This is a genomic window from Fibrobacter sp. UBA7003, from assembly GCA_002449765.1.
Taxonomy (GTDB): domain Bacteria; phylum Fibrobacterota; class Fibrobacteria; order Fibrobacterales; family Fibrobacteraceae; genus Fibrobacter.
Map to the genome: position 1 here is coordinate 69,874 of DJXN01000008.1, position 23,577 is coordinate 93,450.

The window sequence follows — 23,577 nt, forward strand, 5'->3', positions numbered from 1 at the left end:
AAATTGCCTGACAAGGTGCAAGAATGCAGAGATGGAATGGTTTCCGGGTATACCGCCGTAGTCCGTAGACAACGTTAATGCTCATTTTCAGTCCCGTTCCATCATTTTTAAGTATATATTTCAGAAGGCGGATTCCGGTGGTTCGGAAACCCGCCCAGTAAAGGTATGGGAAATATGGGCTTTGGTTTGCATAAAGGATTGCCGGTTTCGGCGCTTTGCCTAACAGTGTTTGGTTTTATCGGGGCGGGTGCCGAGCCGCTGGCTTTCCCTGAGGCGCTGGGTTTTGGCGCGCAGGTCACGGGTGGTCGTGGCGGCAGCGTTTACCACGTGACGAACCTGAACGATGACGGTGCGGGTTCTTTCCGCGATGCGGTGAGCCAGGGCAACCGCATTGTGGTTTTTGACGTGGGTGGCATCATCAATATCAAGACGGCGGTTTCCATCAAGAGCAACATTACCATCGCGGGGCAGACGGCTCCGGGCGAGGGAATCGCCATTCACGGCGGCAAGCTCAGTACCGGCAAGCAGAGCAACATTATCATCCGCTACCTGCGAATCCGTCCGGGCGAAAATACCGCGTCCGAGAAGGATGATGCGCTCAACCTTTACGATTCCAAGAACGTAATCGTGGACCACTGCTCGGTGGAACTTGCGCCGTGGAACAACTTCGGCGGTTCCTCGGACAACGCAAGCTACCGCGTTACGGGCATTACGGTGCAGAACTCGCTGATTGCAAACCCCATCGGGCAGCAGTTCGGTGCGCACATCGAATCGGTGGATGGCACTTGGGCTTGGTACTACAACGCCTTTGTGAATACGCACAACCGAAACCCGCTCGACAAGATTAACGATGTGTTCGTGAACAACATCCTCTACAACTTCGAGGCGGGCTATACGACGCACACTAGCACGCACTTCAATCACGATATCGTGAACAATTACTTTGTCTATGGCCCGAAGGGGAGTAACCCGTGGTTCCAGGTGGACAAGAACCAGAGTATCTACGCGAGCGGCAACATGATTGATACGGACCGCGACGGAAAACTGAACGGCGGGCCTTCGAGTATTTACTACTATCAGGGCGTGGGCGAGGAACTTGCGAAACCCTGGAGCGAACTTACGACATCGGGCCCGATGCTCTCTGCCGCAAGTGCGTGGCGCTACGTGACGTCGCAGAGCGGCGTGCTCCCGTACGACGACATCGATTCGCTGGTGTGGTACCAGGTGAATACGCTTGGAACGGCCGGTGCGCTCGTGAAGAGCGTGGGCGCGATGGGGCTCAAGACCAATAACGGCTGGGGAGAGGTGATTGCGGGGAAGACCGCGACCGATTCCGACAAGGATGGCATGCCGGATTACTTCGAAGAGGCGATGGGTTATGACAAGTCAAAAGATGATGCCATGACCAAGGAAAGCGACGGCTACGTGCGTATCGAGAAGTATATCAACTGGCTGGGTGCCATGCACGCGACGGCAACGGACGGCAAGTCTCTCGATTTTGACCTGCGCACGATTACGCGCGGGTTCAAGGATGTATCGCCGACCTACAGCGTCTCTGCTGCGGAGAACGGAAGTGTGGAACTTGCGGGTGACGGCTATACGGCAAGGTTTGCGCCCAAGGCGAATTTCAGCGGGCTTGCCTCGTTTAAGTATACCGTGAAGGGCAACGACAATACCGAATATACGGGCCGCGTCGAGGTGCTGGTGGAAAAGTCGGCAGGCGCGGATACTTCAACCGTGCAGCCGCAGGACACGACTGCGCGCGATACCTCCGCGACCGACACGACGTCCATTGTCGCGGGTGATTCTACGGCGACGGATTCGACAACCCTTATTCGCGATATTCGCCGGACTCGCCCTGCCGACATGCGCGGGGCTACGCATAAGGAATACCGCGACCTGAAGGGACGTCGCTTCGACAGGCTGATCCCTTACAGGGTAATGTTCTAGACGGTAGACGTGTTGCAGTGTAGGCGATTTCCTATATTTTGCGCATGTTGAAAATAATCAAGGCTGCTAGCCGTCTGCTTTCTTCATACACATCGCTTTTCGTCATCGGTGCCGCCGTCGTGGCTTTTTTTGCCCCTGTAACTTTCGGTTGGGTGCACGGCAACACGAGTTCCATAATCCTCGGCGTTATCATGCTCAGCATGGGCCTTACCATCACCGTCGACGACGTGAAGAACCTCATGAAGCAGCCGCTCCACATTCTGCTCGGGGCCTGCGCGCAGTACACCATCATGCCGCTGGTGGCCTTCACCCTCACCAAGGTTTTCAGGCTCGACCCGTACCTGGCCGTGGGCATCATTCTCGTGGGTTGCTGCCCGGGTGGCGTCTCGAGCAACGTGATGAGCTTCCTCGCCAAGGGGGACGTGACGTATTCCGTGAGCATGACGATGGTCTCGACTTTGCTTGCCCCGCTCATGACCCCGCTGCTCGTGCTCTGGCTTGCCGATACGAGCATTGACGTGAACGCGAAGGGGATGTTCCTGAATATCCTGTACGTGACGGTTGCGCCGATTCTGGTTGGCTTTGTTTGCAACTATTTCCTGGGCAAGAACCCGGTGTTCAAGGAAGTGCGTGCGAACATGCCCGCGGTTAGCGTGATTGGCCTTGCGCTGATTGTGGGCGGTGTCATCGTGACGGTGCGCCCGCACCTGCTTACGAACGGGCTTTCGCTGTTGTTCCTCGTGCTTGCGGTGGTGTTTTTCCACAACGGGCTCGGCTACGTGCTGGGCTATACCGTCGGGCGCATATTCAAGTTCAATACCGCAAAGAAGCGCACTATCGCTATCGAGGTGGGCGTGCAGAATGCGGGCATGGCGACCGTGCTTGCGGCAGCCTTCTTCGCGAACCCCGAGAACGTAGCTGCCCACCCGGAGGCTGCGATTTGCGTGGTTCCGTGTGCCATCAGCTGCGCGTACCATTCCATAAGTGGCACGATTGTCGCGGAGTTCTTTGCGCGGCACGATAAGAAGGAAAAAACGGCATGATTTTGGCGAAGAGGCTTGTTTCCCGTCTTGCCGTGCTTGCTGCATTATTTGCCTGCGCTTCGGCTGCAAATGCGCAGCTCGTGCAGAAGAAGGATGCCTCGCAGACCGATAGCGTGAACCTCACCGGCAAACGTCCGTTAGTTTATTCAGACAGTGCGACGCTGCGTAACGAACGTGCGACATCCGATGCGAAGGCCGCGATGAACCTTGAATACTCGAACGATTCCCTCACGGGGACATTGATTGGTATTGGCGCCGAATTCGTGGGACAGACCGTCAAGAACATCCTCTCGCCGAATTCCGCCGAAGCGGATGCCGTCGAGCTCGAACGCCAAAGACGCTAGCCCGCGCCCTCGTCATCCTTGCAGGCCCACGTCATCCTCGCTATACGATACTTGGCAACTTGTTGCCATAGTAGAGTTATCCTCTTTGGGGAGCAGGCGAGGATCTTACCCTAAATATTTTTCGCCGCTTTCCACGCTCTGGTAGATGAGCGTATTGATGGTCATGGGGCCCACGCCGCCCGGAACCGGAGTGTACGCGCTCGCCACGTCGTCGAGACCCTTCTCGATATCGCCCACGCCACCCGGATGGTAGCCGGCGTCGACCACGACCGCGCCCTGCTTGATCCATTCCTTCTTGATGAACTCGGGTTTGCCGACCGCACCCACGAGGATGTCGGCCTGACCCACAAATTCGGGGAGGTTCTGCGTCTTGCTGTGGCAGATGGTCACGGTGCAGTCTGCGTTCAGGAGCATCATGGCCATGGGCTTGCCGAGGATCGCGCTACGGCCCACCACGACGGCGTGCTTGCCCGCGAGCGGGATGTTGTATGCCTTCAGGAGGCGCATGATGCCTGCGGGTGTGGCGCATCCGTAGGCGGGTTCGCCCATCGCCATGCGGCCAAAGCCCAGGCAGGTCACGCCATCCACGTCCTTGCGGGCGTCGATGGCCTCGAAGGCGGCACGCTCGTCGATGTGGCGCGGAACCGGGTGCTGCAGCAAAATGCCGTGCACGTCGCGGTTGTCGTTGAGTTCCTGGATTTTGTTCAGGAGTTCCTCGGTGGTGGTGTTCTTCGGGAGCACCACGCGGATGCTTTTCATGCCCACGCGGGCGCAGGCGTTGCCCTTCATCTTCACGTAGGTGGCGCTCGCCGGGTCGTCGCCCACCAGGATGGTGGCGAGGATGGGGGTCTTGCCCGTCTTTTCCTTGAGTTTCGCCACGCGGGCGCTGAGTTCTTCTTCAGTGGTCTTGGCGAGGGCCTTGCCGTCGAGGATGAGTGCTGCCATAATGTCTCCGGTGCGCGGGTGCGCTGTTTTACGGCAACAAAGATAGAAAAGTGGCGCCTAGACGAACATGTCCATGACGGCAGGAATTACGATGCAGACGAAAATCCAGGGGTAGGAGAGGGCTCCCGGGAGCCAGCCGGTTGTGCCTTTGGAATGTCTCACGTGTGCGCGCACCATGCTGGCGTCGCGGCTCACTGATTTCTCAAGTTCGTCCTTGAGGCCGAGCATAGACGTGTCGAAGCGACTTTTGTTCTCGCTTGCTTTCGCTACGATATTCATAAAGTTGCTGGTCATAAGCTGTACCTTTCTCTTCCTGCTTATAAAAAATAGTACATGCAGCGCCCTTCCGCAATAGAAAATGTTTATAGAAGTTTACAAAGCAGGTTTTTTGTGAGGTGATTCACGCAATCTTGCCCCTTTTCGGAGGCGGGTGTGAGCGAAATTACCTATTTTTTCTTATGTTAACATCCAAAAAAGGTTCTCCTGTATGAAATTTTCTGTTTTAGCCCCGATTGCTGCCTCTTGCCTGGTTTTTGTCGCCTGTGGCGGAAACAAGAACGCTGCTCCCGCGACAGACCCGACTCCGGCTCCCGCTCCCGCGGTTGCCCCCGAAACGAAGATTTCCCTCGACAGCACGGTCGACCGCTACAGTTACGCCCTGGGTATGGATCTTGGCAGGGCGATTGCCGAAATAAAAGTTCCCCTCAAGCTCGACGTGATTATCGCCGCCATCAAGGACGAGGTGGACACGAGCCGCAAGGTGCTCATGACGGATTCCGCTTCCGAGCAGGCGCTCCAGGGCTTGCTCTTGCAGATGCAGCAGAAGAAGGAAGCCGACGCGAAGGCCGCCGCCCAGAAGGCTCTCGAGGAGCAGGCTCAGTTCCTCGCGAAGAACGTGTTGGATTCCACGGTGAAGGTGACGACCAAAGGAGTGCAGTACAAGGTAATTAAGGAAGGCGCGGGCATTACCCCCAAGGCCTCCGACAAGGTGCAGGTGCACTATGTGGGTTCGCTCCTCGACGGTACCGAGTTCGACAACAGCGTGAAGCGCGGCGAGCCGCTGGAATTCCCGGTGAATGCCGTGATCGAGGGCTGGCAGGATTTGCTCCAGGTGATGAAGGAAGGCATGAAGGTGAAGGCCTGGATTCCGAGCGCGCTTGCTTACGGAGAGGCCGGCGTGCCGCCGATGATTCCCGCGAATGCGCTTCTCGTGTTCGAGGTGGAACTCCTGAAGGTGTATGCCGAAACTCCGGCCGTGGATGGTTCGACGGGCTCGCCAACCGATGCCGCTGTAGCCCCTGCCGCTCCGGCCGAGGCCGCCCCCGCTGCCGAAGAGGCCCCGAAGGCCGAGGAGAAGCCTGCCGCCGAAGCGCCGAAGGCTGCCGAACCTGCAAAGCCCGCGAAGGATAGCAAGAAGCCTGCGAAGGGCAAGAAGAAGTAAGAAATATGAACAACACTGCGTCCGATTTCTATTCCCAGCACTTCGAAGTTGCCGGATTCATCCGGGAAGTGTTCGGCTATATGGACCGGTTCAAGGGCCAGCTTTTCGTATTGAAGATTGACGATAGCCTTATGGACCATCCGCTGTTCCCCGTGCTCATGCGGGATATCGCCCTGTTGCACAAGGCGGGCATCCGCATCATCATCGTGCCGGGTACGCGGAACAGTATCGACGCGCAGCTGAAGGCCTGGGAACTTGAAAGCAAGTTCGAGGGCGGCGTCCGGCTTACGAGCGAGGAGGCCCTGCCCCTCATTGAGCAGGCGAGCCTCGGGGTTGCACAGCGCATCATGAGCCACCTCACGGCGAGCGGGCTCAAGGGTATCCAGGGCAACTGGGTGCTCGCCCGGAGCCTCGGGGTTATTGACGGTATCGACTACATGCGTACCGGGCGCATTGAACGTATCCAGCGCGATACGCTCGAACAGCTTTTGGACGAGAAGTTCGTGCCCATCATTCCGCCTATCGGGTGGAACAAGCTCGGGCACGCCTACAACATCAGTTCTACCGAGCTCGCGACTGAAATCTGCAAGTACATGCAGGTCGGCAAGCTCTTCTTTATCGGTAACGAGAACGGCATCAAGCTCAAGGGGCTTGTCACCGGCAAGAACACGAAGTATCTGGAACCGACCGACTCGGGCGTGATTTCTGCACTGGACGTGGACCAGGCGAAGGAACTCCTGGAACTCAATTCCGACGTGCTCGACTTCGCGCAGATGGACTACCTGATGAACGCCATCCGGGCGTGCGAGGCGGGCGCTAACCGCGTGCATTTGCTGAGCGGTGAATTTCAGGGCAGCGTGCTGCAGGAAGTGTTCAGCGCGCGGGGCGACGGTACCATGGTGTACGCGAACCAGTACTCGAGTATCCGGCCCGCGAACATCGAGGACATTCCCGATATCCTGCGCATTATGCAGGACTACATCGCGAAGGGCTACCTGGTGCCGCGCACTCAGGAAAGCATTTCCGAGAAGCTCAAGGACTACGTGGTGTACAGCATCGACAACAGCATTCACGGTTGCGGCGCCTTGCACGAGTTCGAAGACGGGATGGCCGAAGTTGCGGGCATCGCGGTGGGTGCGAACTACCGCAAGTCGGGCATTGGCGATGCCATCGTGCGGCACCTGATTTCTGTCGGGCGCATGAAAGGCTACAGTAAGCTGTTCTTGCTCACCACGCAGGCTCTCGACTGGTTCTACCACTTCGGATTCGAGGATGGTACGGTCGAGGATTTGCCCAAGAGCAAGCGCGACCATTACAACCAGAAGCGCAACTCGCGTATCCTGATTCTCCCGCTGGATAAGTAGTATGAACACACTCGAAGCAATACGCACACGTCGCAGTACCCGCAAGTTCAAGGCACAGCCTGTGGAACTCGAGAAGTTGAAGCAGATTGTCGAGGCGGGTCAGTTTGGCCCTACCGGCGGCAACGCTCAGACGAATCACTTCTTCGTGATTTCGGATGCTTCGGTGATTGCGAAACTCAAGGAACTGGTACAGGCAGCGTTCGCGAAGATGGAACTCCGCGAAGACCTGTACAAGAGCCTCAAGAATTCCATCACGCTCGCCCGCAAAGGCAATTACTCGTTCTGCTACACGGCGCCTGTTCTGATTGTAGTCGCGAACAAGAAAGATTACGGCAACAACATGGCCGACGTGGCATGCGCGGTGGAGAACATGATGCTTGCGGCGAACGAGCTCGACCTGGGCAGTTGCTACATCAACCAGCTCAAGTGGCTGAACGAAGACCCGACGCTCCTCGAATACCTGCGTGGCCTTGGCTTGCGCGAAGACGAACGCGTGTACGCCTCCGTTGCCATCGGCTACGCCGATACGGAGAGTGGCCTCCCGAACCGCAGCCAGTCGCCCCGCACCGGCAACGAAGTCGTGTTTGTGTAAATTCTGCTAAAACCCGACTTTTTTGCAAAGAAATCCAATTCAAGGACATTTTGTCAACGAGAAAAACTGCCTGGCGGGCGCCTGCGGGCTGTAAATCCATATATATTTTGGGTGTTGTTTGAAGTGAAGGCGCCTTCGCGCCTTAAAGGGATGTTATGCTTAAAAGCAGATTCAGGACTGCGGCGCAGGCCGCTTCCTTCTCCGTGGCGTCGCTTGCTGTGCTCGCGAATGCCGAAACGCTCCCGACGGCGGGCGAAATGTTCAACAAGATGGGCTTCGGGATAAACATCGGCAACACGATGGAAGTTCCAGGCAACCCGACGGGTTGGGGAAACAAGTTCCCGACAGAGGCCTACATTGATTCGGTGAAGGCGGCGGGGTTCAGCACCATACGCATTCCCTGCGCCTGGGACAGCCACGCTAAGGATGGCGTGATTAACGAAAGCTGGATGGACTCGGTGCAGACGGTGGTGGACATGTGCATGCGCGCAGGCCTCGTGACGGTCCTGAACATCCATTGGGATGGCGGCTGGCTCGAAGAGAACCTGAAGGACGAAAAGAAGGACGAGGTGAACGCGAAGCAGAAATCCTACTGGACGCAGATTGCGACGCGTTTCAAGGACTATAACGAGAACCTGCTCTTTGCGAGCGCGAACGAGCCCGCGACTACCGACGACAATTACAGGCACGAGACGGAAATCCTGATGGTATACCACCAGACGTTCGTGGATGCCGTGCGCGCAACGGGCGGCAACAACGCGAGCCGTACTCTTGTAATCCAGGGACCTTCCACGAGTATCGACCGCACGACCGAGGTGATGCCGGTTTCCAAGCTCCCGAAGGACGTGATTGAAAACCGCCTGATGGTCGAGGTGCATTTTTACGACCCGTACACCTACACGCTCATGAACGACATTGCCGACTGGGGCGCGCAAGTTTATCCGCAATACTACTGGGGCGATGACCTTGCGACCGGTGCAGACATCGTGCACAACTGCGGTTACAACGCCTGGGCGGGCGCGATGGGCGACAAGTGCACCAGCGCGCAGATTCAGGAACAGTTCGGCAAGATGAAGACGAACTTTGTGGACAAGGGCGTGCCCGTGATTATCGGCGAGTTCGGTGCGAACGACCGTGTGGGCGTGCTGACGGGCGACAACTACGCGAAGCACCGCAAGGGCCGCCTTGCCTATTACGACGCCGTGATGAAACTCGCGAAACAGAACAAGGTTGTGCCCATCGCCTGGGATACCGGTCACGAGGGCGAAAACAACATGACCATTATCCGCAGGCAGTCCGCGCCGGACGGCTCCGTGTTCGACATGGACGTGCTGAAGATTATGCGCAGTGCCTACGGGCTCGGCGACTATGTGAACAATGGCATCACGCACGTGGAAAATTTCAAGGCCGGCGGCGAAACGACGGGCATCGTGAACGGCGCGCAGTTGGGTGAGGGCTTGGCGCGCGTGACCTCCGGGATTGTCCGCGTGGGCAACCGCCTGGAATCTGCGGGCGAGATCAGGCTGTTCAACCTGAACGGAACGCTTGTCCGCACCGCGATAAACGGCATGTCGCTCGAAAACATTCCGCACGGTATATATATTGCCAAGGGCGCTGGCGCCTTGGTGAGGGTTGATATCCGGTAATTTTTCTATCTTTGCCCGCATGAACTTGAAGATGATGGAAGACGGCTTCCGGATGATTCTCACCGGCATGGGCGAGAATCCGAACCGCGAAGGCTTGCTTGATACGCCGAAGCGTGTCGCGAAGATGTATGCCGAACTCATGACCGGCCTTTCGGGCGAGACCCGCGCCGAAGACATTCTCAAGACGCGTTTCCACGAGAAGTACGACGAGATGATTATCGTGCCGGATATCGAGTTCGCGAGCATGTGCGAACATCATTTTCTGCCGTTTACGGGCAAGGCGCACGTGGCCTACATTCCGGGCGACTGCGTGGTGGGCCTTTCCAAGATCCCGCGCGTCGTTGAATTCTATGCCCGCTTCCCGCAAATCCAGGAACGCATGACCCGCCAGATTGCAGAACTTATCCAGAAGGAACTGAACCCGAAGGGAGTCGCCGTGGTGCTCGAGGCATCCCACATGTGCATGACCATGCGCGGGGTAAAGAAGCCCGGTGCCACGATGGTCACGACCCAGCTTCTCGGCCGTTTCAAGACCGACGAGAAGACCCGCGCCGAGTTCATGTCGCGTATCTACGCGCCCCGTTAAATTGCCGCTTTTGGATTTATTGTCCATAGAAACTCGCGTAAGCCGCGAGTTTTTCCTTTTTTTGCGAGGTATCTTTATATGCGGTTACGGAGCAAAACAAGGAGTAATACAATGAAATCTCGATTCTTCAGGAATCTGGCGAAGGGCATTGTGGTTGCTAGTGCTGCTTTCGCCGTTGTCAACTGCGATGATTCCGCGTTGACCAATGCCCCGCAATACGATCCGAACGATCCGCTTGCCGCGCTTAGTTCTTCGGGCATGGTCGATCCCTCCCAAATGGGGGACGGGACGGTGACTCCGGGCGGCGACGATGCCTGCTTGGCCTCTAGCCTGCCCGATGCTTGCGGCCCTGGGACAAATCCTGTCGTAAATCCGACGAGTAGTGCCGATGAGAATCTTTCTTCCAGTGCCGATGTAAACCCGACAAGTTCCGAAATGGTCGCGCCCGCTTCCAGCGAGTCGGTTTCGGCTGAATCTTCTTCTAGCGAGGCGGCTCCGGTCGTTTCTTCTTCCAGCGAAGAAGCGAAGCCCGCTGTTCCGAAAATTTTCCTCGCGAACGACAAGGAAGAAGAAAAGAACTATATGGAAGTCGAGTACAAGACAAGGACAGGCTGGGATGGGGAAGGAATCCTCGCATATCCCAAGCGTCTGACCGACAATCCGGACCAGAAGCACGCCATCGTGGTGTGGGGCCCCGGTGGTGGTACTCAGCCGAGTGCATACGAAGGCATGATTCGCCGTCTTGCTTCTCACGGTTTCGTGGTGGTTGCTCTCAAGGAATCTCCGGGCAACGCGACCCAGGCCATCAAGGCTCTCGACTGGCTGGATGGGCTGAACAAGGATTCGAACAGCCCGCTGTTTGGCAAGCTCGACATGAATACGGTCGGTTGCTCGGGCCACTCCATGGGTGGTCTCGAATCCGAACAGGCCCTCATCAAGGACAGGCGCGTGCTTACCGCATTCCTCAACAACAGCGGTGACTGGGGCGGAGCCGGTGCCATGAAGGTGGCGACCGACCGGACTATCGCTATCCTCTACGGTGAAGGCGGCATGGAACGCGGCAACGCCGAGAACGATTACAACAACGCGAACGTCAAGGCACCTGCATGCCTTATCCAGATGACGGGTGGCAAGGGTACCGAATGCTACGAAGTCGCTCCCGGCCGCAGGGAATGCGGTTACGGTCACGGTTCCGGCTCGTGGGACGGCATGGCCGCTACGGTTGCCTGGATGCGCTGGCATCTCGGTGGCGAAGAATGGCGTAAGGCAGACTTCGTAGGCACCAGCGGCAAGTACATCGACGGAAACATCGCCGGCCACGATGGCAAGTGGAAAGGCCAGTGCAAGAACTTCTAAGAATCTCCACACTCACTCCAAAAAAGTGCCTCGCCATACCGGCGGGGCACTTTTTATAGAGGCTTGTCTTGGGGGTGGTGGCTAGTTGCCCCAGACCCTGAATTCGGATGCGCTTACGGACGCGGCTTCGCCTTCGTGAACTTCCTCGATGCGGCAGAAAAGCTTGCCGGCGCCTCTCAGGAGCTTGTCGAAGGGGAAGTATTGGATTTCCTTCTGCTTGTTGATTTCGAAGGTGCCGACCTTGTTCGCTTCGGTGACGGCGTCATGGTAGATGGAAATTTTCTTGATGGCGCCGTGCTTTTCAAAATCCTCGTCGGTTTTCTGGTAGCCGTTCGCGATGCTGAATCCTGCGATGACCTTGGCCTTCACCTTGATGGCGATGGTCAGGTTCTTCTGGCCTTCCCATTTGGCGGCCCAGGCGGTCGCGGTATTGTCGTCGCGCAGCCTGCTGTTGGGGTCGTGGCCTCCGGCGAGAACATTCGATGCGGCGGCGTAGAGCATCACGTCGTTCCACTTGACCGGGCATCCGTCCAGCTTGCAGACCTCGAAGAACTTGTCGGGATCGTTCTTCAGGAGGTTCTCGTAGTATTCCTTGGCGCACTGAGCTTCGTCTTCCGGGGCGGCATTGCCCCACCCGTTGACCGGATCACCGCTGGTGCAGTTCGGTTCTGCATGGAGGGCCGTGACGCACGAGGCGAAGAACAGGCTTGTCAGTAATTTCTTGTACATTCGCGTTATCCCGTTTTTACCTGAAAAATAGATATTTTGAAAAAAGATGTAATTTAATAATAGGCTCTTTTTCTATGATATAATTACTATTTTAATGAAGTCTAGGAACGTCAAACCGGAGTTTAATCGCATGAACGCAGCAATTCTGACCAATGAGTTCCCGCCGGAGATTTACGGTGGTGCAGGTATCCATGTCAAGTTCCTCACGCAGGAACTCGCAAAGCTTTGCCACATCGAGGCGCGCTGCTTCGGAGACCAGGATGTCGACGAGGACAATATCCGTGCATTGGGCTTTTCGCGCAAGATCGGGCTGAATCCGGAAGATGACCGTTTCCAGAAAATTTTCAAGCCGCTCGATATCAACCTGCAGTGGGCCGCTACCCTCAAGGATATTGACGTAATCCATTGTCACACCTGGTACAGCCATTTCGGCGGCGTGCTTGCGAGCCGCCTTTTGCAGTGCCCGCTAATCCTCACTACGCATTCGCTTGAACCGCACCGCCCGTGGAAGGCGGAACAGCTCGGTGACGGCGGTTATGCCATGAGCTGCTGGATCGAACGCACGGCCTACGAGGCTGCCGACGGCGTGATTGCGGTGAGCGAGGGCATGAAGCGCGACGTGATGAAACTCTATGGTGTGCCCGAGGACCGCGTAAAGGTTATCTACAACGGCATCGACCCGGAATTCTACGCGCCGACATTCAATGCGGGCATCCTCGAGAAGTGGGGCGTGGACCCGAACCGCCCCTACGTGCTGTTCGTGGGCCGCATTACGCGCCAGAAGGGCATTAGCCAGCTTATCCAGGCCATTCCGCAAATCGACAAGAAGGCGCAGGTGGTGCTCTGTGCGGGTGCTCCCGATACGGTGGAACTCGCCGAGGAATGCAAGTCGCTTATCGAAAAGGTCCAGGCCACCCGCGACGGCGTGGTGTGGATTCAGGAAGCCGTCCCGCACGAGGAACTCCGCGTGCTCTACAGCCATGCGACCGTGTTTGCCACGCCCTCGCTCTACGAGCCGTTCGGGATAATCAACCTCGAGGCGATGAGCTGCGGGACCCCGGTGGTGGGTTCTGCGGTGGGCGGGATTCCCGAGATTATCGTGGACGGCGAAACCGGATTCCTGGTGCCGCTCAAGCACGTGTCCGAGACGGATTTCGAGCCTGCCGACCCGAAGGCCTTCCAGACCGACTTTGCGAACAAGCTAAACAAGGTTCTCGCAGACCCGGAACTCGCGAAGAAAATGGGCGAGGTAAGCCGCAAGCGTGCCGTAGATGTGTTCAGCTGGAAGTCTATCGCCAAGCAGACGTACGACTTTTACCAGGAATGCATCGAGCGCTACAAGAAAAGTAAGTAATGCCCTTCGAGATTGTACGCAACGACATTACCAAGGTCAAGGCTGATGCCATCGTAAATTCCGCGAATAGGCACCCTATTTGCGGGGGCGGTACCGAATACCAGATTTACGAGGCCGCAGGCCGCGAAGATCTGCTGAAGGCCCGCGAGCAGGTTGGCCCGCTGGATGTTGCCGAGGTGGCGGTGACGCCCGCGTTCGCGCTAGACGCGAAGTACATCATCCATACCGTGGGGCCAAAGTGGAATGACGGCAAGTCCGGCGAAATGCTCGCGCTCGCAAATTGCTACCGTAATGCCCTCGATAAGGCGAAGGAACTGGGTTGTGAGTCCATCGCCTTCCCGCTTATTTCCAGCGGTGTGTTCCGTTTCCCGAAGGATTATGCCGTAAGGATTGCGACGCAGGCTATCGGCGAGTTCTTGCAGACAAACGAAATACTGGTGACCCTCGTGGTTTTTGACCGCAAGGCGTTCGAAGTTTCCGAGGATTTGTACAGCGATATCCAGGCGTTTATCGACGACAATTACGTACAAGATAAATACGAGGGTGTGCGCAGGTATGCAAGGCGGCGCTGGCAAGGTCGCAACGTTCCCGACGAGGAATGCGAAGACATGGCCCTGCAATCGCCGCAGATTCCTGCCGAGGAACCTCTCTATTGCGCGATGAAACTGGCAGAAAAAAGCTCGGCAAGCCTCGATGACATTCTCGCGAAACCTGGCGAAACCTTCTGCGACAAGCTTTTCAATCTCATTCACGAAAAGAACCTGGACGACGTGGAAGTCTACAAGAAGGCAAATCTCGACCGCAAGCATTTTTCCAAGATACGCAGCAACGTGAAGTACAAGCCCACCAAGAAGACGGCCCTCGCGCTTGCCATCGCGCTCCACCTGAACATGGACGAGACAAAGGACTTGCTCGCCCGCGCGGAACTCGCGCTTTCGCCCTCCAACAGGGGCGACCTGGTCGTTTCGTACTTTATCGAGCGCGGAATGTTCGATATCTGGGAAATCAATAACATGCTTTTCAAGTTCGGGCTGCCGACTCTTGGCGCTTAAAATGTCGCCTGCCAGGCGACCAAAACGCCTCACCTAACATCTATTATTGCCATCGTTAACCGGTCGCAAATGTGAAGGTGCGAACGCACCAAGCCAGCGACCACTACCTAAGCCGCATTCATAGCGGCACGGAGGCAATCATGAAACAGGGACTCACCGAAATCGTATTTATCCTGGACCGCAGTGGTTCCATGAGCGGGCTCGAAAAGGATACTATCGGGGGCTTTAACAGCACCATCGACAAGCAGAAACAGGAGACGGGCGAGGCGTATGTCTCTACCGTGCTCTTCGATACCGAAATGGAAGTGCTCCACGACCGCACCCCGCTTGCAAACATTGCGCCGCTCACCGAAAAGGAATACTACGCCCGTGGCTGCACCGCGCTCCTCGACGCCATCGGCGGGGCAATTCACCACATCGGCAACGTGCACAAGTACGCCCGCGACGAAGACCGCCCCGAAAAGACCATCTTTGTCATCACCACCGACGGCTACGAGAATTCGAGCCGCAAGTACACCGCCGAACGCGTGAAGCAGATGATTGAACGCCAGAAGCAGAAGTACGGCTGGGAATTTATCTTCCTCGGTGCAAACATCGACGCCATCGAGACCGCAAGGAACTTCGGCATCGACGAGGATCGCGCCGCAAACTTCGTGAACGACAAACCCGGAATCGGAGTCATGTACGAGGCGGAATGCTGCCTGATGAGCGACATCCGTAACAATCGCAAGAACGCCCGCCAGTGGAAGGCGAAGGTCGATGCCGACTACGCAAGGCGCGGTGGGCACAACGGGAAATAGCCCTGTGCGGCGGATGCCTTACAGGGATATTCTTGGCGTTCCTGTTTATCTACTCAATATTTTTTAGGTAGGTAGGAACGAAAGAAAATTATTTCTGTCATTTTATGACGTAAATATAATATATATTTATGGTTGAACCACAATGCGGTGAGGGAATATGGCTCCAGGAAATTACATAGGTCAGGTCTTCACGGAAAAAGTCGAAATTTATGAAGGTGAATCAACTTTTGAAAACTGCGTCTTTGAAAAAGGCGTGCTGGTTAAAGGAAATTCTAAGAGTTTTTTTTTATCGGGTGAATTTCCATCGGCCTCTTTTAAGGCCTGTTCGTTCCATGGAGAAAATGAACCGAGCGTGTCGCTGTGGCATTTCGCGCAGTGCTCGTTTGTCGATTGCCAGATGTTTTCCGAAAAATGCATTACGCTCCGTATAGATATCGGGGCGCATGGAACGTTCAATAACTGCAAGATAGATTACATAAAGTGTGCCGCAGCCATTATGCCAGAAGCTTCGGGAGACTTTGAAAATTGTTCCTTCCGTTGCTCGGGTGACGCTGCGGCGGGATTACCTGCGCTTCCGATATACTTTGATGCGAATAACAAGGAAAGGACGCGCCTTGTCAATAACACGCTGAATGGTGAACGCCTGTAATTTTCATATATTTTATTCGGCTAAAAAAGGAGTTTCGCAATGCCGGAACAAGTCTTGACGCGTGAATCGTTGGTGGAGTTTTTCGGGGAAGAAGAATTCAAGAAGTTGTGCAATCACGAGGCGGGCCACGCGCTCGTCGCGTTCCTGTTCAAGCGCCCGCTGGATTACGTGAAAATGAACAATTCCAGGGAGCAGCCGGGCACCACGCACATCGCGGGTACGGAACTCGAGGGCGATGCACATATCGCGATGGCGGGCCACATCGCGGAATTCCTGATGCGCAAGGATTTCAAGTGCGACCTCGATACCGTCATGAAGGAACTGCCCATGGAACTCTACAAGAACGATCCGGATTACCAGAAGTTCCAGGCGGCGTGCTACTATTTTCAGCTGGCCGAGACGAACGTGGTCGAGCAGGATTACAACATCCTGATGGCCTGCCGGATGCAGCTCTGCAAGATTGCGCAGGCCCTGAACGAGCGGACCTACCTCAGCCGCGCCGATATCGAGGCGCTCGCGAAGTAGGCTGTCGTTATTCCTGCGTTATCTCAAAATTTAAACATTACCCAAAAAACGCCTTGATACAGGTTTGCACCTGTTTTGTGGAGAGCGGGGTGGTGCCGATTTCGAATGTCGCAACGAGGTTCTTGCCGAGGATGTATCCGCTTGCGGCGTAGTGCGCGATTTTCTGGATGGCGTTCTCGGCGTAGTCGGGGTTGCCCATCAGGCCGAAGTGCTCCCAGATGATTTCCTTGCGGGTGCGAACGTCGAGGCATGTGAAGTCCGGGTAGAGCGTGCCCCAGCCCTTGACGCTTGTAGGGTATTCGTAGCGGTAGGGGGTGCCTGCGCGGTCGAGGGCGTCCGCGATGATGATCTCGGATTTCGAGCGGACGCGGACGCCGCTTGCGGTGTAGTGCTCGGGCGCGTTGATTTCGAACGGTTTGCCGGTGTAGGGGAGGTGCCGCCATCGGGCAATGAAATCTTCGTCGGATTCGCGGACGGGTGTGACGAGCGCGCGACGGCCGGGGTGCAGTCTAGTGAAGGCGTTGTCGAGTTCCTCCGGGTGGAATGCCGCGAGGAAGTTGTTGATGGTCGCGATGTCTCTTTTGAGGATGGCCGCCGCTGCCGCATTGTAGTCCCGCTGGGCGATTGTTTTGGCCTTCTTGATTTGCATTTGAGGCAAGAACGTCCCGTTGGGTTTTTCTTTGTCGCTTACAATATAATATTGCAGTGAATTGTGGTTCCTGATGATACGTAATCTGTCCTTTATTGTCTTGCTTGCTCTGGGAATCGCAGCAAGTAGTTCTTGCATTTCCCGACGACGATTTAGAACTGCTTGGATGAGAATATCCTGAGAATCTTCGTTATTTGCTTCAACTGCCATTGTTATTTCCATTTGAAGGTTTGAAATAAAAAAAGCGTTGATACGGCCTATGGGCTAAGTATCAACGCAGATGTTCCGTTAATATACGAAATTGCGGTTTTGGAAACCAATTTTACGTCAAAAAATTTTTTGGGGGGTGTTTTTTACGAGATTTACATACTAGAATGTGAATTAGACAGGTTTTGGTATGTAGGCTTCGTAAAAAAGTCTTGCGTGATGGACTGTTTTAGAGCTGCCTTACATACTACATGGCGGAAAAAGAGTATTTAATATGTAAAAACATGAATCTTGGTTTTCTAGTTTGTATGGAATTTTTGAAAAATACATACTAAATGTTTGAAACGGGCTGAAAAGTATGTAAGGTTCTGAAAATGGAATGCTAAAAGGCGACCGAATTCGTGCTGCTTACATACTAGCTTGCTGAAATTGCAGGTTTAGTATGTAAGGACGGTCAAAAGACGCTGTTGAAACTCGAACGGGGCGTATAAACAAGTGAAAATGCTGTTTTTAATGCCCCGCAGCCGCGCTGCCCGCCCCAATTTAACCCCACTTTTTTATCTTTTGGGCGAAAAAGGGCGCAGGGAAATCCCCCGCGTTGCAATTTCGCGTTTTAAACAAGCAATCGACCCGCGGGCTGCCCGCCAAGGCTTTGCTCCGGGTCACAAAAACGAAGGATATATGGCAAATCGTGTTGTAATCGGCTCCCAGTGGGGCGATGAAGGTAAGGCGAAGGTTGTTGATTTCTTGACGCTCGATGCGGATATCATCGTGCGCTTCCAGGGCGGCGCGAATGCGGGCCACACCGTCGAGGTGGGCGACCAGAAGTTCGTGTTCCACCTGATTCCCTCGGGCATCATGCACCAGGACAAGATTTGCGTCATCGGTAACGGTGTCGTACTCGACCCCATCCAGACGCTCGCCGAGATTGCCGACCTCCACACGAAGGGAATCAACCCGGAAGGCCGCCTGTTCATTGCGAATAACGCCCACGTGGTGCTCCCGTACCACTCCACGCTCGACAAGGCGAAGGAAAAGAAGGCGGGCAAGGCTGCCATCGGCACGACGGGCCGCGGCATTGGCCCCTGCTACAGCGACAAGGTGAACCGTATCGGCGTCCGCGTGGGTGACCTCATGGATGAACGCGAACTGCGCCCCCGCGTCGAGGCGATGGCCAAGGTCCACAACGAAGAATTTACCGTGATGTACGACGTCCCGGCGATTGACCCCGAAGTGGTCATCAAGGACTACCTCGAACTCGGCCAGAAGATCAAGCCGTTCGTGACCGACGTGAGCGAGATGCTCTACAAGGCCGTGAAGGCGGGCAAGCGCCTCGTGTTCGAGGGCGCCCAGGGCACCATCCTCGACGTGGACCAGGGTACCTACCCGTTCGTGACCTCCAGCAATACGGTCGCGGGTTACGCGAGCTGCGGCGCGGGCGTCGGACCTACGGCCCTGGACGAAGTCTGGGGCGTGGTGAAGGCGTACACGACCCGCGTGGGTAACGGCCCCTTCCCGACGGAACTTCTGGACGAGACGGGCGACACGCTTCGCAAGATCGGTAACGAATATGGCGCCACCACGGGCCGCAACCGCCGTTGCGGCTGGTTCGACGCCCCGGTCGTCCGCAAGGCTGCCGTGGTGAACGGCCTCACGCACCTCGCCATCACCAAGCTCGACGTGCTCGACACCTTCGACACGGTGAAAATCTGCACCCACTACGAATGCGACGGCGAAAAGCTCGACTTTATCCCGAACCAGCTCTCGAAGGTGGGCCGCTGCACTCCGGTGTACGAGGAAATGCCCGGCTGGAAGTGCGACACGACCAAGTGCCGCAGTTACGACGAGCTCCCGGAAAACGCAAAAAAATATTTGCAGAAAATGGCTGAACTTGTTGACGTAAAAATTGGTATGATATCTATTGGCGCTAAGCGCGACCAGAGTATCGTAATCGATAAGGGCCTCGCGAAGGGGTTGGGTCTGTAACTAGAAACAGGAGAATCGCACATGGTGGACTCTACAATTCTTGGACTGCTGAAGGGCGTTGAACTCTTCTCGGAGTTGAGCGAAGAACAGATCGGGATGCTTGCCAATCTGGTGGTGTCCCAGAACTTCAACCGCGACGAGACGGTTGTGCTTGAGGGCGACGATTCGGTGCAGGCCCTGTACCTCATCGCGTCGGGCTCGGTGCAGGTCTACATGACCGGCGTCGATGGTCGCGAAACGATCCTCAGCTTCCTTGAACGCGGTGACTTCTTCGGCGAAATGTCGCTCATCGACGGCGAACCGAGGTCTGCCTCGGTGCGCACCGTGACCGACGCGCAGTTGCTCATCATCCACCGTGAATCCTTCCTGCAACTCATCCGCCAGTCCCCCGAGATTGCGATGGGCCTCCTGAGTGAACTCAGCAAGCGCCTCCGCAAGGCGAACCGCCAGATCGGGTCGCTCTCCACGATGTCCGTGAGCGGGCGCGTGGCCGGCACCCTCCTCAACCTCATGGAAGAACGCGGCGTGCGCATCCACACCGACAACGGCAACATGGTGACGGTCATCCACAACCGCCCGACCCAGCAGCAGCTGGCCGACATGTCGGGTACTACCCGCGAGACCGTGAGCCGCATCTGCTCCCTGTTGGTGAAGACGAACGCGATTGCCATGACTGGCAAGGACATCGTCATCTTCGACGAAAGCGCCTTGCAGGAAAAGGCTACGAAGGGCTAGTGGTTGGCGGCGCGTTGCGGCCGCCTATTGACCTGTGACTAATGACCGCTGTATGAATAAACTAAAATCCATTATAAACAAGTTGTTGACCTGGTTCAAGACGTCGCCTATCGTGAAGGCGGTAATAGTTTGGATTGTGGGCCTGGTCGTGCTCGCCTTTGTTGTCGACAAGATTGCGTTGCCTATATTCTCCGGGCATTTCGCAAAGACGGGCATAGTGCCGAACCTGGAAGGGCTTGAGGCCTCTGCAGTGGAAAAGGCGCTCGATTCCGCCGGATTCAAGTACGAATGGCTCGAGGAGGGCCGCTACAGCGCACAGGTGCCTGCGGGCATGGTGCTCGTGCAGATGCCTGCAGCGGGCCGTACCGCAAAGCTCGGCCGCACGGTAAAGCTCACCAGGAGCCTCGGCGTGCGCGAGGTGGAAATCCCTGACCTGCGCGGAAAGAGCCAGAAACAGGCCGAAATCTCGCTTACCCGTGCCGGCCTCGTGCAGGGCGAAATCGTGAAGGGCGCCCATGCGAGTATCCCCCGCGGGGTAGTTATCCGCACGGAACCGATGGCGGGTAACAAGGTCCGTATGGGCGATACGGTGAAGGTCGTTATTTCTGCGGGTGTAACCACCGGCAAGGTGATGCTCCCCTCGTTCGAAGGCGAAATAATGGATAACGTTTACCCGAAACTCGAAAAGCTCGGGTTCCGCGTGGGCAAGATTAAGCGCGTGAAGGGCGAAAACGGCGAGATGTCGGGCACGGTTCTCGAGACCGCTCCGAAGGAAGGCGACTACCTGAAGCCCGACACGAAAATCGATTTCGTCATTGTGGACTAAACTATGAATTTTTTTGCCAAGCTGCTTGCCGTACTTGCTTGTACTGCGTTCGCCCTTGTGGCGTGCAGCTCGGCTCCCGTGAAAAAAACGGATAGTGCCGCTCCGGCGACTCCGGCGGTCGCGACTCCGGTTGCGGAAACGCCGCAGGTGTACAAGGGCAATCTCGATACGGCTCATGCTGCGTTTATCGCCGCGATGGACATGGAACTTCGGGGGCTTGGATTTGAAGCGGATTCGCTGTGGATTCTTGCGTGGCAATATGATCCGAATAATCGTTTCCTGGCTTTCCAGGTGGCGCAAAGGATGCTTGCCCACGGCGCGGACTCGCTTGCATTCGCCATTGCAAAACAAGCGAACAAGTTAAAGGGTCGGCAGACTGCGGCGCAACTAGAAACGATGGCCCGCCTGTATGTGAAAGAAGGTGTTGCCGATTCCGCCCGTAAATATTTTGTGGCCGCTCTCGATTCTTCGAAGAATCAGGACATGAAGTTGCTTTATGATTATAGCTTGTTCTTGGAGGCGGTGCAGGACAAGGAAGAACTGGTTCGCGTTTATGAACAATTGCTTCCGCAGACGAACTATATTCAGTCTCTTTTTAACAGGCAGGTGAAACTTCTTACTGAACAGGGAAAGGATTCTGCGGTTGTGGAACTTTTCATGAGCGCGTACGAGGCGACTGGAAACCGGGATTTTCTGGCGAAGGGGGTGCACGCCTTGGTGCTGCAGAAACGCTTTATCGAGGCGCGCGCGGTTGCCGATACCATTACGGGTTCGACCGAATCCGATGCGATGATTGTCGAACTTGCACTCCTCACTTTTGTCGATGGCTCGCGTGAACCTGTACTCAAGTTCCTCAAGAAGAAGTATTACAACGATGGCGTGCGTGTGCCGGAGCTGGTGTATCACCTGGGACTGAACGAGTACATGCTGCACGAGGTCGATAGCGCGAAGGTTCATTTGGACAGTGTCCACCTGAAATTGGAGCGCGACCCTTCTTACGGGGCGCAGGCTTGCAGGACCCTTTCGGCAATCGCTTTTAGTCGCGGGCAGAACAAGGAAGGCGTGCGTTATGCGGAGCAGGCGGATTCCCTGCTGCAAGGAGAAGGGAAGGTGTTCCTTGCGCTTGCTTTGGGGACGGCGAAGGAATTCAACAAGGCGTATGCGCTGCTGGATTCGATGCTCGGCGTGTGGAGCAACTGGCGCCCGATGGAAGGTGTCGTGGATTCCGCGCAACTGAACAAACTGATGACTGCCGCGAAGGTGAAACACCGCAGGTTCCAGCGTGCCTATGCCGATGTGCTTATGTTGCAGGCTCGCGACCTCGAAGGCAAGACAGTGTTTACGGATTTCTTCAAAAATCTCAGTCCCCTTGCGGGCAAGCCGAAGGAATCCCTGAAGGATTCCCTGAACCGTGCCGCTGCACGCGAGGCGCGCACGAAGGCGGAACTTTTCTGGGAAAGTATTCTGGCCGAGGAACCCGACGATGTCGCGCTCCGCTTTACGATGGCCCGCAACCTCGAACGTCTCGGCCGCATAGACGAGATGTTTGTGATGTTCGAGGCTATCCTCAAGTCGCCTCAGCTGCAAAAGCTCGACTACCCCGAGGTGGCAAACTACTACGGCTATACGCTTATTAACTTGAACCGCAACAAGGCCGAGGTGGAATACGGCTATTCGCTCGTACTCAAGGCGCTCGACGCGATAAAGGGCGACAAGCCCGATGCGATTATAGATTCCAAGGCCTGGGGGCTCTACCGCTTGGGCCGCTTCCAGGAAGCGCTCGAGGTGATTTTGCAGGTCAATCCCGAAAAGTTCAAGGACGATGACGAGTACTTGGAACATTTGGCCGCGATACAGGATGCCGCAGGCAAGAAGACCGAGGCGGCGGAAACATACCGCAGGCTTTTGAAACTCAGGCCCAAGCACCCGGCGGCGCTCGAATTCCTGAAGGGCAAGAAGTAGTATTCATGCGTTCGTTTGTCTTAAATCGCACTGCTTTCGTGAACCGCATTGCGCTCGCTGTGCTTTGTGCCGTGACCGTGTGGCTTGCGGGATGTGCGTCGTCGAAACCCGCAGTGGAACCGACTGCGGCGAAGTGCGTGGCCGGTGCAACAGATGCGGCGAGTGCGGCGTGCGCACCCGAAGCGCCGAAGCTTGATAGCCTGCGCGCGAAGATGGCGATAACCCTCGTGGACCAGAACGGCAAGGAACAGAACCTGGACGCGGTACTGTTCTCGGTACCCGGGAAGCGCTACCGCATGGAACTTACGGGTCCGATGGGGATAGGCGTTGCCTCGATGCTCTGGACCGAAGAGGGCTGGACCATGACCTTCCCGACGGAGAAACTCTACATGAAGGGCCGCGGCTACATGGTGGGGCTATTCGGTGAACCCTCTATCCCGACGGTGAATATTCACCAGATTGCCGGTTTCTTTGACGGGCAATATGTACCCGCGGGTGCGAAACTGGTGTCGGAGCGGGATTCCGCGGGCCTGAAACTTGTAGAGGCGGATGACGCCATGGGAATTCGCCTGACGTATGCGGTGCGTGACGGGCAGGTGGAATGGATCTCGAAGAAGGGGAGTGGCGGCAAGCCCGAGGTGCTGAAATTCCTGGACTATAGGCCCTTCGAAGGCCGTACGCTGGCCGAAAGAATCGTGTTCGAGCGCGACGGTGCTAAATATCTTGAAATACGCCTGAAGAAGGTGACCCACGGGAAGGCCTTCAGCCTCGGAACCTGGCGGTTGAATGTCCCTAGAAGCTACAAGGCCGTCGGGGAATAATCCGTCGGGGACTAT

At 56.1% G+C, this 23,577-nt stretch carries 23 protein-coding genes; 19 read left to right on the plus strand and 4 right to left on the minus strand.

Features of this window, described 5'->3' with window-relative positions:
- Positions 1-225 precede the first annotated feature (225 nt).
- The 3 genes from B2952_RS05855 to B2952_RS05865 are packed head-to-tail and all read left to right on the plus strand — an operon-like array spanning position 226 to position 3,337.
- Positions 226-1,950, plus strand: coding sequence for an Ig-like domain-containing protein (locus B2952_RS05855; RefSeq protein WP_290735247.1), 1,725 nt, complete (start codon positions 226-228; stop codon positions 1,948-1,950).
- Positions 1,951-1,994: 44 nt separating this feature from the next.
- Positions 1,995-2,993 (plus strand): bile acid:sodium symporter family protein, encoded by a 999-nt coding sequence (locus tag B2952_RS05860; RefSeq protein ID WP_290735248.1) that lies wholly within the window; start codon positions 1,995-1,997, stop codon positions 2,991-2,993.
- On the plus strand, positions 2,990-3,337 hold the full coding sequence (locus B2952_RS05865; RefSeq protein ID WP_290735250.1) for a hypothetical protein: 348 nt from the start codon (positions 2,990-2,992) through the stop codon (positions 3,335-3,337). The genes B2952_RS05860 and B2952_RS05865 overlap by 4 nt, the downstream gene beginning before the upstream one ends.
- 105 nt (positions 3,338-3,442) lie before the next feature.
- Here B2952_RS05865 and folD read toward each other — a convergent pair whose 3' ends face one another.
- Both folD and B2952_RS05875 read right to left on the minus strand, forming a co-directional pair.
- Positions 3,443-4,282 (minus strand): bifunctional methylenetetrahydrofolate dehydrogenase/methenyltetrahydrofolate cyclohydrolase FolD, encoded by an 840-nt coding sequence (folD, locus tag B2952_RS05870; protein ID WP_290735252.1) that lies wholly within the window; start codon positions 4,280-4,282, stop codon positions 3,443-3,445.
- A gap of 57 nt (positions 4,283-4,339) precedes the next feature.
- Positions 4,340-4,576, minus strand: a complete 237-nt coding sequence (locus B2952_RS05875) for a hypothetical protein (protein WP_290725429.1) — start codon at positions 4,574-4,576, stop codon at positions 4,340-4,342.
- A 193-nt stretch (positions 4,577-4,769) separates the two neighbouring features.
- Between B2952_RS05875 and B2952_RS05880 the strand changes: the two genes are divergently transcribed.
- The 6 genes from B2952_RS05880 to B2952_RS05905 all read left to right on the plus strand — a co-directional run bounded on the left by B2952_RS05880 (position 4,770) and on the right by B2952_RS05905 (position 11,267).
- Entirely contained in the window at positions 4,770-5,723 is a 954-nt protein-coding gene (locus tag B2952_RS05880) for an FKBP-type peptidyl-prolyl cis-trans isomerase (protein WP_290735254.1), read from the plus strand.
- A 5-nt stretch (positions 5,724-5,728) separates the two neighbouring features.
- Complete coding sequence (gene argA / locus B2952_RS05885; protein WP_290729567.1) at positions 5,729-7,087, plus strand: amino-acid N-acetyltransferase; 1,359 nt, start codon at positions 5,729-5,731, stop codon at positions 7,085-7,087.
- Between the two features lies 1 nt (position 7,088).
- Complete coding sequence (locus tag B2952_RS05890; RefSeq protein ID WP_290729564.1) at positions 7,089-7,679, plus strand: nitroreductase family protein; 591 nt, start codon at positions 7,089-7,091, stop codon at positions 7,677-7,679.
- 155 nt (positions 7,680-7,834) lie between these two features.
- Positions 7,835-9,325, plus strand: coding sequence for a glycoside hydrolase family 5 protein (locus B2952_RS05895; RefSeq protein WP_290735256.1), 1,491 nt, complete (start codon positions 7,835-7,837; stop codon positions 9,323-9,325).
- Positions 9,326-9,344: 19 nt separating this feature from the next.
- On the plus strand, positions 9,345-9,911 hold the full coding sequence (gene folE / locus B2952_RS05900; RefSeq protein ID WP_290735259.1) for a GTP cyclohydrolase I FolE: 567 nt from the start codon (positions 9,345-9,347) through the stop codon (positions 9,909-9,911).
- A 111-nt stretch (positions 9,912-10,022) separates the two neighbouring features.
- Complete coding sequence (locus B2952_RS05905; RefSeq protein ID WP_290735262.1) at positions 10,023-11,267, plus strand: alpha/beta hydrolase; 1,245 nt, start codon at positions 10,023-10,025, stop codon at positions 11,265-11,267.
- Positions 11,268-11,348: 81 nt separating this feature from the next.
- Here B2952_RS05905 and B2952_RS05910 read toward each other — a convergent pair whose 3' ends face one another.
- The gene (locus B2952_RS05910; RefSeq protein ID WP_290735265.1) at positions 11,349-11,996 is read right to left on the minus strand and encodes an NADase-type glycan-binding domain-containing protein; all 648 of its coding nucleotides are present in this window, start codon (positions 11,994-11,996) and stop codon (positions 11,349-11,351) included.
- 130 nt (positions 11,997-12,126) lie between these two features.
- Between B2952_RS05910 and glgA the strand changes: the two genes are divergently transcribed.
- The 5 genes from glgA to B2952_RS05935 all read left to right on the plus strand — a co-directional run bounded on the left by glgA (position 12,127) and on the right by B2952_RS05935 (position 16,376).
- Entirely contained in the window at positions 12,127-13,350 is a 1,224-nt protein-coding gene (gene glgA, locus B2952_RS05915) for a glycogen synthase (RefSeq protein WP_173366448.1), read from the plus strand.
- The gene (locus B2952_RS05920) at positions 13,350-14,402 is read left to right on the plus strand and encodes a macro domain-containing protein (protein ID WP_290735267.1); all 1,053 of its coding nucleotides are present in this window, start codon (positions 13,350-13,352) and stop codon (positions 14,400-14,402) included. The genes glgA and B2952_RS05920 overlap by 1 nt, the downstream gene beginning before the upstream one ends.
- A gap of 140 nt (positions 14,403-14,542) precedes the next feature.
- Positions 14,543-15,202, plus strand: coding sequence for a vWA domain-containing protein (locus tag B2952_RS05925; protein WP_290735270.1), 660 nt, complete (start codon positions 14,543-14,545; stop codon positions 15,200-15,202).
- Between the two features lie 157 nt (positions 15,203-15,359).
- Positions 15,360-15,851, plus strand: a complete 492-nt coding sequence (locus tag B2952_RS05930; protein ID WP_290735273.1) for a right-handed parallel beta-helix repeat-containing protein — start codon at positions 15,360-15,362, stop codon at positions 15,849-15,851.
- A gap of 39 nt (positions 15,852-15,890) precedes the next feature.
- On the plus strand, positions 15,891-16,376 hold the full coding sequence (locus tag B2952_RS05935) for a hypothetical protein (protein ID WP_290735275.1): 486 nt from the start codon (positions 15,891-15,893) through the stop codon (positions 16,374-16,376).
- A gap of 37 nt (positions 16,377-16,413) precedes the next feature.
- Here the strand turns inward: B2952_RS05935 and B2952_RS05940 are convergent, their stop codons facing one another.
- Complete coding sequence (locus B2952_RS05940) at positions 16,414-17,235, minus strand: hypothetical protein (RefSeq protein ID WP_290735278.1); 822 nt, start codon at positions 17,233-17,235, stop codon at positions 16,414-16,416.
- A 678-nt stretch (positions 17,236-17,913) separates the two neighbouring features.
- Between B2952_RS05940 and B2952_RS05945 the strand changes: the two genes are divergently transcribed.
- The 5 genes from B2952_RS05945 to B2952_RS05965 are packed head-to-tail and all read left to right on the plus strand — an operon-like array spanning position 17,914 to position 23,562.
- The gene (locus B2952_RS05945) at positions 17,914-19,218 is read left to right on the plus strand and encodes an adenylosuccinate synthase (protein WP_073114188.1); all 1,305 of its coding nucleotides are present in this window, start codon (positions 17,914-17,916) and stop codon (positions 19,216-19,218) included.
- A gap of 21 nt (positions 19,219-19,239) precedes the next feature.
- Complete coding sequence (locus tag B2952_RS05950) at positions 19,240-19,953, plus strand: Crp/Fnr family transcriptional regulator (protein ID WP_254794645.1); 714 nt, start codon at positions 19,240-19,242, stop codon at positions 19,951-19,953.
- Positions 19,954-20,005: 52 nt separating this feature from the next.
- Positions 20,006-20,779 (plus strand): PASTA domain-containing protein, encoded by a 774-nt coding sequence (locus B2952_RS05955; protein ID WP_083535397.1) that lies wholly within the window; start codon positions 20,006-20,008, stop codon positions 20,777-20,779.
- Between the two features lie 3 nt (positions 20,780-20,782).
- Positions 20,783-22,741 (plus strand): tetratricopeptide repeat protein, encoded by a 1,959-nt coding sequence (locus tag B2952_RS05960; protein WP_290735285.1) that lies wholly within the window; start codon positions 20,783-20,785, stop codon positions 22,739-22,741.
- A gap of 5 nt (positions 22,742-22,746) precedes the next feature.
- Positions 22,747-23,562 carry a hypothetical protein gene (locus B2952_RS05965; RefSeq protein WP_290735288.1) on the plus strand — a complete coding sequence of 272 codons (816 nt, stop codon included), beginning with the start codon at positions 22,747-22,749 and terminating at the stop codon, positions 23,560-23,562.
- Positions 23,563-23,577: the final 15 nt, after the last annotated feature.

What these genes read in the sequence shown, in the direction of transcription:
- B2952_RS05860 (WP_290735248.1), top strand. Translation starts at nt 1,995, where the DNA reads ATGTTGAAAATAATCAAGGCTGCTAGCCGTCTGCTTTCTTCATACACA.
- B2952_RS05865 (WP_290735250.1), top strand. Translation starts at nt 2,990, where the DNA reads ATGATTTTGGCGAAGAGGCTTGTTTCCCGTCTTGCCGTGCTTGCTGCA.
- folD (WP_290735252.1), bottom strand. Translation starts at nt 4,282, where the DNA reads ATGGCAGCACTCATCCTCGACGGCAAGGCCCTCGCCAAGACCACTGAA.
- B2952_RS05875 (WP_290725429.1), bottom strand. Translation starts at nt 4,576, where the DNA reads ATGACCAGCAACTTTATGAATATCGTAGCGAAAGCAAGCGAGAACAAA.
- B2952_RS05880 (WP_290735254.1), top strand. Translation starts at nt 4,770, where the DNA reads ATGAAATTTTCTGTTTTAGCCCCGATTGCTGCCTCTTGCCTGGTTTTT.
- argA (WP_290729567.1), top strand. Translation starts at nt 5,729, where the DNA reads ATGAACAACACTGCGTCCGATTTCTATTCCCAGCACTTCGAAGTTGCC.
- B2952_RS05890 (WP_290729564.1), top strand. Translation starts at nt 7,089, where the DNA reads ATGAACACACTCGAAGCAATACGCACACGTCGCAGTACCCGCAAGTTC.
- B2952_RS05895 (WP_290735256.1), top strand. Translation starts at nt 7,835, where the DNA reads ATGCTTAAAAGCAGATTCAGGACTGCGGCGCAGGCCGCTTCCTTCTCC.
- folE (WP_290735259.1), top strand. Translation starts at nt 9,345, where the DNA reads ATGAACTTGAAGATGATGGAAGACGGCTTCCGGATGATTCTCACCGGC.
- B2952_RS05905 (WP_290735262.1), top strand. Translation starts at nt 10,023, where the DNA reads ATGAAATCTCGATTCTTCAGGAATCTGGCGAAGGGCATTGTGGTTGCT.
- B2952_RS05910 (WP_290735265.1), bottom strand. Translation starts at nt 11,996, where the DNA reads ATGTACAAGAAATTACTGACAAGCCTGTTCTTCGCCTCGTGCGTCACG.
- glgA (WP_173366448.1), top strand. Translation starts at nt 12,127, where the DNA reads ATGAACGCAGCAATTCTGACCAATGAGTTCCCGCCGGAGATTTACGGT.
- B2952_RS05920 (WP_290735267.1), top strand. Translation starts at nt 13,350, where the DNA reads ATGCCCTTCGAGATTGTACGCAACGACATTACCAAGGTCAAGGCTGAT.
- B2952_RS05925 (WP_290735270.1), top strand. Translation starts at nt 14,543, where the DNA reads ATGAAACAGGGACTCACCGAAATCGTATTTATCCTGGACCGCAGTGGT.
- B2952_RS05930 (WP_290735273.1), top strand. Translation starts at nt 15,360, where the DNA reads ATGGCTCCAGGAAATTACATAGGTCAGGTCTTCACGGAAAAAGTCGAA.
- B2952_RS05935 (WP_290735275.1), top strand. Translation starts at nt 15,891, where the DNA reads ATGCCGGAACAAGTCTTGACGCGTGAATCGTTGGTGGAGTTTTTCGGG.
- B2952_RS05940 (WP_290735278.1), bottom strand. Translation starts at nt 17,235, where the DNA reads ATGGCAGTTGAAGCAAATAACGAAGATTCTCAGGATATTCTCATCCAA.
- B2952_RS05945 (WP_073114188.1), top strand. Translation starts at nt 17,914, where the DNA reads ATGGCAAATCGTGTTGTAATCGGCTCCCAGTGGGGCGATGAAGGTAAG.
- B2952_RS05950 (WP_254794645.1), top strand. Translation starts at nt 19,240, where the DNA reads ATGGTGGACTCTACAATTCTTGGACTGCTGAAGGGCGTTGAACTCTTC.
- B2952_RS05955 (WP_083535397.1), top strand. Translation starts at nt 20,006, where the DNA reads ATGAATAAACTAAAATCCATTATAAACAAGTTGTTGACCTGGTTCAAG.
- B2952_RS05960 (WP_290735285.1), top strand. Translation starts at nt 20,783, where the DNA reads ATGAATTTTTTTGCCAAGCTGCTTGCCGTACTTGCTTGTACTGCGTTC.
- B2952_RS05965 (WP_290735288.1), top strand. Translation starts at nt 22,747, where the DNA reads ATGCGTTCGTTTGTCTTAAATCGCACTGCTTTCGTGAACCGCATTGCG.